The 14,117-nt window shown below is 48.3% G+C and carries 12 protein-coding genes; 2 read left to right on the top strand and 10 right to left on the bottom strand.

Annotation, left to right across the window (positions count from 1 at the left end):
• Positions 1-127 precede the first annotated feature (127 nt).
• The gene (gene argH / locus UCI88_RS02895) at positions 128-1,561 is read right to left on the bottom strand and encodes an argininosuccinate lyase (RefSeq protein WP_256179747.1); all 1,434 of its coding nucleotides are present in this window, start codon (positions 1,559-1,561) and stop codon (positions 128-130) included.
• A 15-nt stretch (positions 1,562-1,576) separates the two neighbouring features.
• The gene (locus UCI88_RS02900; protein WP_044504529.1) at positions 1,577-2,821 is read right to left on the bottom strand and encodes an argininosuccinate synthase; all 1,245 of its coding nucleotides are present in this window, start codon (positions 2,819-2,821) and stop codon (positions 1,577-1,579) included.
• Between the two features lie 198 nt (positions 2,822-3,019).
• Between UCI88_RS02900 and UCI88_RS02905 the strand changes: the two genes are divergently transcribed.
• Complete coding sequence (locus tag UCI88_RS02905) at positions 3,020-3,814, top strand: transglycosylase domain-containing protein (protein WP_044504530.1); 795 nt, start codon at positions 3,020-3,022, stop codon at positions 3,812-3,814.
• Between the two features lie 27 nt (positions 3,815-3,841).
• On the opposite strand, the gene UCI88_RS02910 is transcribed toward UCI88_RS02905, so the two are convergent.
• The 5 genes from UCI88_RS02910 to ispE all read right to left on the bottom strand — a co-directional run bounded on the left by UCI88_RS02910 (position 3,842) and on the right by ispE (position 9,260).
• A complete protein-coding gene (locus UCI88_RS02910) occupies positions 3,842-4,288 on the bottom strand; it encodes a flavodoxin family protein (protein WP_044504531.1) in 447 nt (148 codons plus the stop codon).
• 206 nt (positions 4,289-4,494) lie between these two features.
• Positions 4,495-5,904 (bottom strand): FAD-binding oxidoreductase, encoded by a 1,410-nt coding sequence (locus tag UCI88_RS02915; RefSeq protein WP_044504532.1) that lies wholly within the window; start codon positions 5,902-5,904, stop codon positions 4,495-4,497.
• 272 nt (positions 5,905-6,176) lie between these two features.
• The gene (gene larAH10 / locus UCI88_RS02920; protein ID WP_256179746.1) at positions 6,177-7,460 is read right to left on the bottom strand and encodes an NPN-dependent 2-hydroxyacid racemase, LarAH10 family; all 1,284 of its coding nucleotides are present in this window, start codon (positions 7,458-7,460) and stop codon (positions 6,177-6,179) included.
• 192 nt (positions 7,461-7,652) lie between these two features.
• Positions 7,653-8,390, bottom strand: a complete 738-nt coding sequence (locus UCI88_RS02925) for a GntR family transcriptional regulator (protein WP_044504534.1) — start codon at positions 8,388-8,390, stop codon at positions 7,653-7,655.
• A 3-nt stretch (positions 8,391-8,393) separates the two neighbouring features.
• Positions 8,394-9,260 carry a 4-(cytidine 5'-diphospho)-2-C-methyl-D-erythritol kinase gene (gene ispE, locus UCI88_RS02930; RefSeq protein WP_256179744.1) on the bottom strand — a complete coding sequence of 289 codons (867 nt, stop codon included), beginning with the start codon at positions 9,258-9,260 and terminating at the stop codon, positions 8,394-8,396.
• Positions 9,261-9,452: 192 nt separating this feature from the next.
• Here ispE and UCI88_RS02935 point away from each other — a divergent pair, with 192 nt between their 5' ends.
• The gene (locus UCI88_RS02935; protein WP_044504536.1) at positions 9,453-10,409 is read left to right on the top strand and encodes a YitT family protein; all 957 of its coding nucleotides are present in this window, start codon (positions 9,453-9,455) and stop codon (positions 10,407-10,409) included.
• Positions 10,410-11,356: 947 nt separating this feature from the next.
• Here the strand turns inward: UCI88_RS02935 and UCI88_RS02940 are convergent.
• The 3 genes from UCI88_RS02940 to srlE are packed head-to-tail and all read right to left on the bottom strand — an operon-like array spanning position 11,357 to position 14,114.
• Positions 11,357-12,679: an NAD(P)H-dependent oxidoreductase gene (locus UCI88_RS02940; protein WP_044504537.1), complete on the bottom strand. Its 1,323-nt coding sequence runs from the start codon at positions 12,677-12,679 to the stop codon at positions 11,357-11,359.
• Positions 12,680-12,735: 56 nt separating this feature from the next.
• Complete coding sequence (locus UCI88_RS02945) at positions 12,736-13,107, bottom strand: PTS glucitol/sorbitol transporter subunit IIA (protein ID WP_044504539.1); 372 nt, start codon at positions 13,105-13,107, stop codon at positions 12,736-12,738.
• A gap of 23 nt (positions 13,108-13,130) precedes the next feature.
• The gene (gene srlE, locus UCI88_RS02950) at positions 13,131-14,114 is read right to left on the bottom strand and encodes a PTS glucitol/sorbitol transporter subunit IIB (RefSeq protein WP_330023991.1); all 984 of its coding nucleotides are present in this window, start codon (positions 14,112-14,114) and stop codon (positions 13,131-13,133) included.
• Positions 14,115-14,117: the final 3 nt, after the last annotated feature.

A 14,117-nucleotide genomic window follows, 5' to 3' on the forward strand; every position in this document is an offset into this window, starting at 1 on the left:
ATTTTTTTCATGCTTTTTTATTATACCTTATCGAGAGGCCATATGACAAGTAATTGTTCACCCGGCCCCTTTCGCCAAACAAAAAGGAGCTGCCTTGAAAGACAACTCCTTTTTGTTTCAATCGCTGTTACTTCAGTAGTTCATAGACAGAGGATACGACATCGTCCCAAGTTCCGATTTGGGTATGCTCACCGGCAATCGTATCGCGGCCGGCCTTGCATTGACGCGCAACGGACGTTGGCGACGTGCCGTTATATGTGTTACGCTGTTTGACGCACGTTTCGATATCCAAGTAATGATGGATATCTTCGGCGAAGAGAGGGCTCATGGCCTGCAGCTCTGACAGCGATAACTGCTGTAATACCTTGCCCTGTTCGATGCAGTAGTGGACGGCTTTCCCGACGACGGCATGGGCTTCACGGAAAGGAAGTCCTTTTTTGGCCAGGTAGTCGGCCATATCGGTAGCGTTCGAGAAATCGCTTTCCAGCACTTCCCGCATATGCTCGCCGTTGACGGTCATTTTGTCAATCATGGCGGCATAGATGGTCAGGGCAAATTTCAAATTGTCGATGGCATCAAAGACGCCTTCCTTATCTTCCTGCATGTCCTTGTCATAGGCCATGGGAATCCCCTTCATCATAGTGAGGACGCCCATGAGGTGGCCGTAAAAGCGGCCGGTCTTGCCGCGGACGAGTTCGCAGATGTCGGGATTCTTCTTCTGGGGCATGATGGACGAACCCGTGCAGTGAGAATCGTCTAGTTCAATGAATTTAAATTCCGAGCTCGACCAGAGGATGAATTCTTCCGACAAGCGGCTGAGGTGCATCATGAGAACAGCGGCAAATTCCAAGAAAGCAATGATATAATCCCGGTCGCTGACGGCATCGAGACTGTTGTCATAGAGCTTCCCAAACTTGAGCGTCTCAGCGACAAAGGGCTGATCAAGGGGATAGGTCGTCCCGGCCAGGGCACCGGCGCCAAGGGGCATCATATCGGCCATCTCCCAGGCATATTTCAAGTGGATGAAGTCACGGGACAACATCGAGAAATAGGCCATGAGATGGTGACTGAAGAGGATCGGCTGAGCCCGCTGCAGGTGCGTATATCCCGGCATGATGACGTCGCTGTACTTTTCAGCAGCCTTCACCAGGGACTCTTGGAGCTTGACCAAGAGGTCGGCAATGGCAGCGATTTCCCGGCGAATATAGAGGTGCATATCGAGGGCTACCTGATCGTTGCGGCTCCGCCCCGTATGAAGGCGTTTTCCCGCTTCGCCAATGGCATCGGTAAGTCTCTTTTCAATATTCATATGAATATCTTCGAGTTCGACAGAAAAATCAAAATTCCCGTCCTCGATTTGCTGGAAAATAACCTTCAAGCCTTTTACGATGACGTCCTTATCCGCTTCCGAAATGATGCCTTCTTTGGCCAGCATCGTCGCATGGGCGATGCTGCCGCAAATATCTTCGGCGTACATCCGGCAGTCGAACTGAATGGATGCATTGAAGGCTTCTACACTTTTATCTGTGGCCTTAGTGAACCGGCCGCCCCATAACTTCATATCATTCGCTCCTTATTATTTACCCTGCTTTTCAACATGCTGCTTCATCAGGGCCCGCATCTTGAGGGGCAGTCCGAAGAGGTTGATGAACCCTTCGGCATCGGTCTGGTCATAGACATCGTCTTCACCAAAGGTGACGAATTCTTCATTGTATAAAGAATAAGGCGACGTCGAACCGGCACTGATGATATTGCCCTTGTAGAGTTTCAAAATAACCTGACCGGTAACGGTCTGCTGCGTTTCATCGACGAAGGCCGAAAGAGCTTCGCGAAGCGGCGAGAACCATTTACCGTCATAGACGAGTTCGGCAAACTTGTTGGCTGCCGTTTCTTTATAGTGGAAGGTGTCGCGGTCGAGGCAGAGGTATTCCAATTCTCTGTGAGCATACATGAGGATGGCACCGCCCGGGTTTTCGTAAATACCGCGGCTCTTCATGCCGACCAAACGGTTTTCAACGATATCGACGATGCCGACACCATTGCGGGCACCGATTTCATTGAGGACCGTAATCAAGGTAACGGCGTCGTGTTTTTCACCATTGACGGCGACGGGAATCCCTTTTTCAAAATCGATGGTAACGTATTCCGGAGCGTCCGGAGCCTGTTCCGGCGTCTTGGTGACCATGTAGACCATGTCTTTCGGGGCATTGGCCGGATCTTCGAGGTCATCACCTTCATGGCTCAAATGCCAAATATTCCAGTCCATGCTGTAGGGATAGGGATTTTCTTCCGATTTATAGTCGATAGGAACGTTGTGGGCTTCCGCATAAGCCAGTTCGTCTTCACGAGATTTGAGGTCCCACATCCGCCACGGTGCAATCAAGGTCATTTCCGGAGCCAGGGCTTTGACCGTCAATTCAAAGCGAACCTGATCATTCCCCTTACCCGTAGCACCATGGGCAATGGCTTCGGCCCCTTCTTTTTTAGCGACTTCAACGAGTTTCTTAGAAATGAGCGGACGGGCAAAGGACGTGCCGAGAAGGTATTTTCCTTCATAGACGGCGCCGGCTTTTACCGTCGGCCATACGTATTCTTCCATAAATTCTTTCTTGATATCCATGACGTACACTTTAGAAGCACCGGAAGCATAGGCTTTCTTTTCAATGGCTTCAAAGTCGTCCGGCTGGCCGACGTCAGCACAGGCAGCGATGACTTCAGCGCCGGGGTAGTTTTCTTTTAACCAAGGAATGATGACGGATGTATCGAGTCCGCCGGAATAGGCAAGGACAATTTTTTTAATCTCTTTTTTCGTATTGCTCATGATAAGTTCCTCCTCTATCGAATGAACGACTGCGATTGTTGGTAAGTTTTGTTCTGTCTACGTTTGATAGTATACATCAGACAGAAAAATTATGCAAGTATTTTGCATAAAAATTTTACATGTTTTTTTTAAGCCGTCTCAAAGTTCCATCGGCCTCTAAAGTATAGTATAATAGGGATGTTTAATAGGAGGAATGTGATGAAACGAAAATACATCGCCATTTTCATCTTGGCCTTTGTCCTCTGCGCCGGCTGGAATATCGTCTTCGACACCACGAAAACGACGAAGCCGCCGACCGGGACAACGAGCCGGATAAAGGAAACAACCGAGCCCCAAGGGACTTGGCCGGCCCCGCTCCAACCTCTTGAAGCCAGTCTTTATCCCTATTTACACTTTCATCAGGCCATGGATGCCAAAATCAAAAAGATCCCCGTCTATGTGGCTATCGGAGCCATCTCAAAACCGATGCAGCACGCCGTCGTCGCCACCGAAGACCGCCGCTTCTATTCCCATGGAGCCATCGACCCCATCGGCATCGGTCGGGCTATTTTGACCAATATTCAATCCGGTGAAACCGTAGAAGGCGGCAGTACCCTGAGCCAACAAGTCGTAAAAAATGTCTTTCTGTCCCAAGACCGGACCATCGCCCGAAAAGCCCAGGAATTCGTCATGGCCTTCTTATTGGAACAGAATTACAGCAAAGATGAAATTTTAGAGATCTACCTCAATACGGCATATTTCGGTGCCAATGCTACGGGCATCGATGATGCCGCCCGGACCTATTTTACAACGTCGCCGGAAAAATTAGACCTGGCCCAAGCCTCCATGCTGGCCGGCCTGGTACAGGCTCCGACCTATTATAACCCCCTGCAAAACTATCAGGCTGCCAAAGCCCGTCAAAAAATCGTCTTGACCCTCATGACCGAACAAGGCTACATCAGCCCGGAACAAAGTAATGATGCTTACAAAAAAGACCTCGGATTACAACGGTAATCTGAGGTCTTTTCACAGCCTTAAGGGCTACTGTTTTTGAACACGGCTCATCGTATCTTGCGCAAAAGCCCGAGCCTGATCGAGGTTCAATTCGCTTTCATCGACGGGAACCTGCATGTATTTATCTTTATCCGTCCAGGTGACATAGGTTCCGATGACGCCACTGCCGGGTTTTAAGAGTTCCACAGCACCGCGCAGGTGTTTCGAAGCCTGGTCCGAATAGGGATCATCATGAAGGGTTGCAAAAACAGCTACGTTGTTGTTTTTAATCTGTCTCAAAGCTTCCTGGCCTTTGGGATCAGCCTGATCTTTATCGCTCCAAAAGCCGACGAAAACGCAGTCATAACCGGAAAGATCTTTCGGCATTTCATCGACGCTGACGCAGGGCGTCCCTTCCGGAAGACCGGATACAACGGCCTCGGCAATCTGTTTGGTGCGGCCGGTCTGGGATGAATATACTACAATGGCGTTCATCTCAACATCTCCTTTTACTATGTAATATTTTAATACTATTTTAATATTCATTGATATTTATTATCGTTTATTGTAGTATATCATGAAATGGCCGCATTTGTCCAATAGTTTTTTTATTAACAATAAGTTTATTTTTTATAATATTAAGTACAAACTTTAAACAATAAAGTACGTATAGCTTATACCTGCTTTATGAAAATAAATTCTCAAAAATTAGAGGGTTGTTCAATAACCTTGCCCGGATTCAATATCCACTTAGGATCTACGGCGCTTTTCAAGGTCTTCATCAGGTCGAGTTCAGCCGGATCCGTATATTCTTCCATATACTTGAGCCGCTTCAAACCGATTCCGTGTTCACCGGACAGACGGCCTCCCAGATTATATACATAAGTATACGCCGTCGACCGGAAGTCCTTCAATTGCTGTTCCCAAGCTTCATCGCTCATGTCACATTTTAAAATCTGGAAATGCAGGTTGCCGTCACCGGCGTGGGCCAGGCAGAAAATACGAAAGTCGTATTTTTTACTTTCGTTGACCAAATGCTGAATGCAGTCAGCAATCTTAGGAACGGGAACGACTAAATCTTCCGACGTAGCGACTTTTGAAAAAGCCCTTGTGCTTTCCAGACAGTTGCGGCGGACCTTCCATACCCGATCGTCGGCTTCGACGATATCTGTCGCTCCGCATTCTTCACAGACGGCCGCCAGTTTTTCCATCTTGTCGTCCAATTCATCTTCGTTGAAGGTTTCAATGGAAATGATGTCATAACAGCCGTCTTCGTAATGGGGCAGCTTCAAGTCACTGTAATCGCTGGCGCTGCGGACGAAATTGTTGTCCATGAATTCGACCGACGTCGGATTGAGGCCGGCCTTAATGAGTTTCGGGACCAGGGCTGTCGCCTTGGCAAGGTCGGTAAAGACGGCCAGGACATCGAGTTTATACGGCGGCAGAGGCACGAGTTTCAGCGTCGCTTTGGTAATGATGCCCAGCGTCCCTTCGGAACCGATGATCAGCTGATCCAAACAGAATCCCGTAGAACATTTCTGAAGATTCGCCCCAAGGTTTACGATTTTCCCCGTCGGCAAGACGGCTTCGATGGCATAGACCTGGTGGCGGGTCGTACCGTAACGGACGGCCTTATTGCCGCCGGCATTGGTTGCCAAGTTGCCGCCAATGAGGCAGCTGTCGGAACTGCAGGGGTCACCGGCGTAGAGCAGTCCCTTTTCGCGGGCTGCATTTTGAATGTCAATCGTCCGAACGCCGGCTTCAACAGTCATATACATGCCGTCTTCGTCCAGCTCAAGGATTCTATTCATCCGTTCCATGAGCAGGACGATGCCTTCATAGGCCGGAACGGCACCGCAGCTGACGCTGGTACCGGCACTGCGCGGCGTGACCGGGACGCCAAATCGGTTGGCAATCTGAAGGACCTCAGAAACCTCTTCGGTATTCGCCGGCAAGACGACGACTTCCGGTGTCCTCCAAAAAGACGGCGCCAGGCTTTCATCCGATTTATACACGTCGAGGATGGCCGGATCGGTCTTGACGTATTTATCGCCAACGGCATTTTTTAAAGCTTCTAACACTTCATCCGTAACCGGATTATATTTTTCCATCGTAAAATCCCCTTTGCTGTTTCGCAGAAATGGAACTGAGGTTTCGCCCAGCGCAACTGCTTTTTTTAATTTTATGACTATTATAGTACAGGCGCCCCTATTTGTCTCTAAAATTTCAAAAAAAGGATATATCCCTTTATCATTTTATTTATATCTTCCCTATATCTTAAAGAACGGTTAAATCCATGGGTTTTATATAAAAAAAAGAAGCTGTCTAAAAAGACAGCTTGCTGTATCTATCGTGCGCGACGGCAGATGCTGAAAAAGATTCCTTATAGTACGGGAAAGGTCGCTGCCGCATGGCCCATGACGGTAACGGTATAATCTTCAGGAAGGTTTTCCTGTGCTTTTGCCCAGGCCTCTTCCAAAGACGCCGCCGGGATGAGACCGCTCTGACGAATGATATCAAAGTTTTCAGGCCGGGTTACGACATAGACAGCCTGCATGGAACGGAAAATACAGTGTGACTTGAAGGCTACAAAGGCCGGAATGGAAAAGTCGGCCCGCAGGTCCCGTTCAAAAGCCGTCATGTCGCTGCGGAAGAACCAGTCCGTAAAGACGGCCGGTTCTTTGATATCGGGGCAGTCGAGGGTGAGGATCATCGTGCCGCCGGGTTTCGTCGCAAAGACGGCATTCATAGGAGCCTTCATGCTCTGATAGAGGTTCATATCCTTAGGATAGCCGCCGGCCGAGGCCAAGGTGATATCTGCCCTTTCAGCAATAGGCACGCTGGCAAAGGAAAGAAGGTCATCACAGCCCTTCTTCCAGGCGGTATACCAGTGACCGCCGACGACTTCAGCCAGCTCCCCGTCTGCCGAAAAGACGGTATTGACCAGGAAGCAAGGATTCAGCAATGCCGCTGCCTGCTTCATATCGTCGTGAAGGGGGTTATCCTCTAAGAGGCTCGTTTCACAGCGTTCATTGCAGCCGCCGCCAAAATCTTCAGTAAGCGCCAAGGCATGGTTGCGCATAATCGTTTCATAGCCGGCAATTCCCGGCAAGACAGCTTTACGGCCGCCGCCAAACCCGGCCATAGGATGGAAGGATACGGCACCGGTCACGATAACCTTATCGGCCCGAACGGCTTCGGCATTAAGCCAGACCTCATTGCCGTGCGTCGTCGTCCCGACTTTTAAGAGGTTTTCCTTATCGCGGCAGTCATGATTGATGATGGTAAGACGACGTACCATTTCTTTACCGCAGACCACTTCATCTTCTTCCGGCGTATGAGCCCGGTGAGTCCCTTGGGCCGTAATGACCTTAATCTGCTCATCAGGAATACCGGCCAGATTCAATTCGTTTACAATGACCGGCAGCATCTGTGCCGTATGGACGGGGCGGGTAATGTCGCTGACGATGATGGCTACGGTGTCCCCGGGTGCTACGACGTCAGCCAAGGGAAGGCTGTCAATGGGTTGGCGCAGGGCCTTTCGGACAGCGGCGGCCTCATCGGAGACGGCTTTTACATGATTCCCATGTAAATCATATAATATGTGTGTTTCATCAAGGAAAATCTGCTGTTCCCCTTTCCCAAAAGGAAGTGAATAGGTTTTCATAAAAATATCCTTCTATTAAAATAGATTCCAATGTCCCATATACAAGGCGACAAGGGAGCGAATGAATAAACAGACAAACAAAATATAGGTCAAAACATAGAGAAAGTTTTCAAAGTCTTCCATGTGCTCAGAACGTTCATGAATTTCGTGAAAATGGTCGAGTAAAAAATGTCCCATTTGAAAGTCCCTTCCTTATCCGTCTTGATGAGGGAATAATTCATGGACGCGTCGAGCCGATTCTTCATCTTGGCGAATCCCTTTCAGCAGGGTGCGTTCTGAATTTTCCATATGTTTTTTAGCCACTTTTCGCGCCATGGCGCTATTATGATCGGCAATATTTTCTACCATCTGCCGATGTTCCTCCCAGGTCGCCGCCAGACGGCCGGGATAGTGCATGGAAATAGAGCGAAAGCGAAGCATCTGTTCGCGTAAATTGTTCAAGATATCAACTAAACGCTGATTGCGGCTGGCGTGGTACAAAACGTCGTGGAAGCGAATGTCAGCATCGACGATCTTATCAAACTGGTCATTATCAATATATTCATTGATTTCGACGAGGATCCGTTCCAAATATTCTAATTCATCCGGCGTAATTCGCTCGGCAGCAAGGCCGGCTGCCAGTTCTTCCAAGGCGCTTCGGATTTCGAAAACCTGCGCGATATCCTTTAAAGAAATATCGGCTACATAGGTTCCGCGCCGCGGCACCATGACGACGAAGCCTTCAAGTTCCAATTTTCGGATAGCCTCGCGAATCGGCGTCCGGCTGACGCCCAATTCCTCAGCCAGTTGAATTTCCATCAGCCGCTCACCGGGCTTCAATACGCCATCTTTAATGGCCTGACGCAAGGCCTCGCTGACGACTTCCCGCAGCGGTCGGTAAGCATCTAATTTTATCGGTTCTAAGGCATGCCTTTTCGTTTGCTTTTGCATCGATCAGTATTCACCATCCTCTCGTTTCACTATGGTAGTCATATAGGTATCAACATCAGTCCATGTCATCACCTGACGTCGTACGTCCTCTTCCCGCAGTGGCGGAACCAAAGCAAAGACCGTAGGACCACTGCCGGCCATGAGCGGCTGCAGTCCCAGAGAAGCAAGGCGTTCCCGGCACCGGATCACTTGAGGCACGTCGGGCATCACCAGTTCCTCAAAGGTATTTCCCATGGCGGTCGTCACAGATTCGAACTGCCCTTGACGGATAGCGGCTTCGACGGCGTCGACATCAATGGTGCCGGTCTTTTTTTTGCCGTCAAAGAGGGCATAGGCTCGTTTCGTCTGTACCGCAACGCGTGGGTGAAGCACGACGACAGGCCAGGACGGCAGTGACGGAAGCCTTCGAAGCTGCTCGCCAATCCCGGTCCCGCGCATGGTCCCGCCGCAGATGCAAAAAGGCACATCGGCGCCGAGTTTAGCACCGATACGGCATAGTTCCTGCTGCGATAAAGAGAGCTCCCACAACCGATTCAGCCCGCGCAAAACAGCGGCACAGTCCGTACTGCCTCCGGCAAGGCCGGCGGCAATGGGAATCCTTTTTTCAATATGGATAGCCACGCCATGATTGTCCTTTTTATATGGACAGAGCGCCTTCCATGCCCGGTAGGCCAAATTCGTTTCATCGCAAGGCAGTGACTCGACGGAACAGGTTAACTGAAATTCCCCCACTTCCCTTAGCGTTACCGTATCACAGAGACCGATGGATTGAAAGATCGTATCGATATTGTGATAACCATCCTCTCGAGCGCCTGTAATCGCCAACGCTAAGTTAATTTTTCCATATCCGGTTTCTACTATTTCAGTCATACTGTCACTCCATGTATAAAATGTGCCCTGCCTTATTGATTAAAAAATTCTCTATGTTATAATGAGACAAAGCAGGGATTTACTGCCTTCACAGCATCCTGTACGAATGCACAGAAACTTCAATTATGCTATCATGATTATACCGTTTTTTCCTTTGCTTTACAATTGTTCATTCAAACTGGGGGAAAAATTATGAAAAACTTACTACCGGCACAAAATTTGTTACCAGCCCAGACTCTTTGGGAATTAGCGGTTCCTTACATTGCTTCCTTCGTCGGAAGCCTGGTCGTCGTCGTCGGGATGAATGCTTTCTTCATCCCCTTCCATTTATTGAGCAGCGGCATCAGCGGCGCAGCAATCATGATTTATTTTGCAACGGGTCTTCCTGTCGGGACCGGGATATTCATCCTCAACATCCCGATCATGATCGCCTGCTACAAATTCATGGGGCGCCGTTACACCCTCCTCAGCATCGTCGGCACCATTATGCTTTCGATTTTAGCCGACGCCACGGCCTTCTTATCGACGTGGAAGATCATGGATGATCCCATGCTCTCGTCCATTACCGGCGGCATCCTGTCGGGTATCGGCTTTGGCATCATTTACAAATATAACGGCAACAGCGGCGGCCTCGACGTCATCGGCGCTATCGTCAAAAAATACTATTCCCTGGAAATGGGTACGGTCACGATGATTCTCAACCTGGTCATCTTGTCGGCAGCAGCTTACATGTTCTCCTTGGAACGAGCCGTCCTGACCTTCGTCGCCATCTATATCGCCGCCTTCATTACCAATAAAGTCGTTCTCGGCCTGAAACAGCGAAAAAGTGTTCTCATCATTTCCAACCGCTCGACACCCATCGCCCAGGTCCTCATGCGCTACATCGGCCACGGCGCCACCTATATCCACGGCCAGGGAGCCTATACCATGCAGGACAAGCGAGTCATCTACGCCGTCATCAAATTGACGGAAGTAGCCAAGGTCAAAGAAATCGTCAACAAACTCGATCCCCAGGCCTTCATGATCATCAGCGATGCCTCGGAAGTCGTCGGCCGCGGCTTCACCTCCTCTCCGGTCAAATATCACCAATACCCGGGCGATGCACTCTCCATGCCCCATACCCAAAAGAATATGCCTCCGGAATATTGATTAAAGCCTGATCTGATTGGCGCCAGCCCCCATTTATAGTGCCCCAAAAAGGTAGACCTAACCACCGCAGCAAAAACGCTGTGGTGGTTTTTCTATGCAGCAGAATGACGAAAACAGTATGCTGCCGGTCTGCAGCACCAGCCAAGGTTTCCTTTCTGCTTCGTTCATTATAGCATTTGATAGAAGACCGAAAAGCTTTTTCATGATGCTTATGCTGTTGTAAAAATAAAAAACGGATCAAGGTAAAGCTTTTTCGTGACTATGCGTCCTTTTCAGTGCTGACTTACAATCATTTCTACGTCAGAATTGTATTTCCGACTCCTATGATTAAGGTTGCGACGTGAAGTCCCACCTTCATACTCGTAGTTTTATGAATGAGTTTAATTATTTCAAGCAGCATCTTTTGAAGAGCGATTAAAACTCTTCGGTGTTGCTTCTGCCTCTAAACGCAATCGTCTCAATCAAAAAAACAAACAGGTTCTAGCCTTAGATGATTATTTTCTTTTTTCAATTGGTTCAGATAGTCTTGCTGTTCATTTTTCGTTTTCTTACTCTCGATGGTTTAACCATTGGAGGATTTCCACCTTTTCCCTGAAGATGAAAGCTCTATGCCAACAGACCGATAGCAGCTGACATAGCACGCAAGAACGGATAGAACTTTCATACGTAAGTCAAAGGTGAAATTCTCATAGCGGGTCTCTGTGCTTAAGTATAATTTTACCGCATGACGTTAAAACTTAAAAGTGTGCTTTGCCAAAAAACGTCTCCTGAAGCTAGATTTTCAGGTCCCCTGCAAGGGCTCCGTTCAGTTCCGCTCCGGATATCCTCCGAATTGAGCACCTTAAGACAAGAAGAACCTTTTCTAATATATTCGGAACAAAATGAAGAGAACCGCTTCTGTAACAGGAGCGGTTCTCTTTCCGTTATACCTCAGTTATGATTGAGTATTAGAGGAGTTTATAGCCATTGTTATACATCTGGTCTTGGAGTTTACGCGTCTTATACAACTGCGTCGTCGTATCCAATTCAACCATATCCAGTGTCAAGAGCTGACCTTTTTTAGCATCCTTCTTCATTCTCGTATTTTTGTTGATCAAACCGTATACGACATAGCCTTTAGCATAGCAATCTTCTGCCGTTGTAATGGAGCCGTATGTAGTATAACCGCCGATACCGTCAATGGTCTGACCGGCTTTCAAATCTGTCTTAGCTACGGTAATGACTTCACTGACCGGCCCGTCAAGCGGTACAATTGTCGGTTCATGGTCAAGAATAGCTTTAGCAACCGTCAACGGAGTTTCAAGATTGCAGAGATGGTACGGACGGTACAGCGTCCACAACGGGCCAGGGCCCATGCTGTGATACTGCATCTGATAAGCAATTTCTTCATTCGGAGTCGAAACGGTAACAAAGACGCCCGGTGCAATGCCATTTACATATTCTACGACACCGTGTTTATTAAGAATACCACCGTCTTGTTTCAATTTGAAAATCTGATTCAACTCAGCGCAGCGATCTTTAGGTGAAGCTTCCGGACCATGACCACCAACTACATCAGGAATCAATCCGGTAGCATTCGACATAGCCGTCATTTCAACCATTGTCTTTGTGCCGTCTTTAAACGAGCAAAGCATGCGCGGGCTCATCTTACGTCTCGTAGCTTCTTCTAAGACAGTATCAGGATTGCAATCATAATCGAGTTTATTATTTTTACCCTTGCCCATAACTTCTACGGTCATTCCCATAGCCCGTGCAAAGGAATACAATTCCATGACGGCACCCGGTTCGTCACCGGCAGACCCGGTATAGATGACACCATTCTGGTCGCCCAGTTTTTTCAGATAGGAGCCGATAACAACATCGGTTTCAACGTCCATCATGACGACGTGTTTATGGTTGTTCATGGCATCAACGGCAATTTTTACACCGACTTCAGGAACACCGGTAACATCAATCGCGCAGTCAACTAAATTAGCCCGAGCAATGATGTCCGAGTTATCGGTAGCAACAAATTTGCCCATTTCCATGTACTTATTGGCTTCTTCTAACGTATGCGCTACAGCAATATCTTCATCTTTAATTCCTGCATAGTGGAAAGCATTGATTACATTTTCAAATTTAATATCGGAAACGATGGCCGGCATCATCCCTTTCATAAGAGCCATCTGCGTAACCATGCCACGTCCCATCTGACCGGCGCCAACAATACCGGCACGAATAAGCTTACCTTCTTCTTCCAGTTTTTCTAACTTCTTGTCCATGTTTAACATATGAATTAGCCTCCTTAAAATTGGATCTTATATATTTAGTGAAATGTAACTACTACCTAATGAATTTCAATGGTTGTACCGACTTTTATATCAGCTGCAAGCAGTGCTTCATCTCCTTCCACCATAATGCAGCCCGGTCGTTCAGGTTCATTTCCACCTTTGAAAACAATCGTGCAATGCCCCAACGTACGAAGTGTCTCTTTGGCTTCCTCCCCGACAGCCGTAATGGTAAAGATTTTATCGCCAATGATAAGCGTGTCATCCGGAGCCGGCACCTGCGTCAGATTCCCGACTGTATGAAGTATCGAAATATCAGCCAGCTCTTCTGGAGCATTTTCATTAAAGAGAATGATGAAGTTTAAATCCGGTTCCTGCAAAAACTGAAGCGCTTCATCTCCCCAGCCCGTTACACTGCAGTGAAATTTCATAGACATTATCTCCTTCTATAAATTTATGAATACATGCCAATACTGGCAACATAAGCAATAACAACAGCAATGGGGCCCGTCAAAACGCGAGAATACAATACGGCCGGCACACCTAATTCAATCGTTTCCGGTTCAGCTTCTCCCAAACTTAGGCCAACCGGGACGAAGTCACAACCGGCCTGTACATCGATAGCGAAAAGTGCCGGCAGGGCATACTGCGGAGGGATATTCCCCAAACCGATCTGAGCACCGAGTAATGTTCCGACAACCTGCGCAATAACGGCACCGGGGCCAAGGACCGGAGAAATAAACGGCATGGCACAAATGAAGGAAATGATCAACATCCCCGGAAGCGTACTTGCAACAGGCGAGATGACGTTTGCAATGACATCACCGATACCGGACGCTTGAATAAGCCCTAAAATCATACTTACGAAAGCCATAAACGGCAGGATGCTCTTCAAGGTGACATCGATGGTTTCACGGCCGGCAGCATAAAACTTACTGATGATACTGCCTATGCCAATGCCAATCCGAGTAAAGATATTTTTCTTGGCTTCCGGAGCCTTTTCCTGTGCGGGAGCAGCCTTCACTTCCGGTGCCGGTGTTGCCGGCGTTTCCACCTTCGCAGCTTCCGCTTCATCAAGATAAGCAAAGCACGATTCATCGACAGCCGATACGTAGATATCTTCCGTAATATATTTGGCTAAGGGCCCTGTCTTACCGACAGGCATTACATTCAATGTATTGATTCGTTTTTTCGGATAGACCCCGCAGCGAGCCGTACCGCCGCAGTCAACAACAACCGCTAAGATTTCATTATCCGGCACCCCGTTCGTAAATCCATCGATAACGTCACAACCGGTCATCGTCGCCAGCGACGTCGCTACCGGGTGAATGCCACCGCCTGTAATACTGACAATTTTATGTCTTTCGTCACTCGGGACCAACGTCAGAGGGCCGCCCCAACCGCCTTTACCAGCTACAATCTTTACCGCTTTATACATAAC

The sequence above is a fragment of the Megasphaera massiliensis genome (assembly GCF_036305205.1).
In the GTDB taxonomy this organism is placed as follows: Bacteria; Bacillota; Negativicutes; order Veillonellales; family Megasphaeraceae; genus Megasphaera; species Megasphaera massiliensis.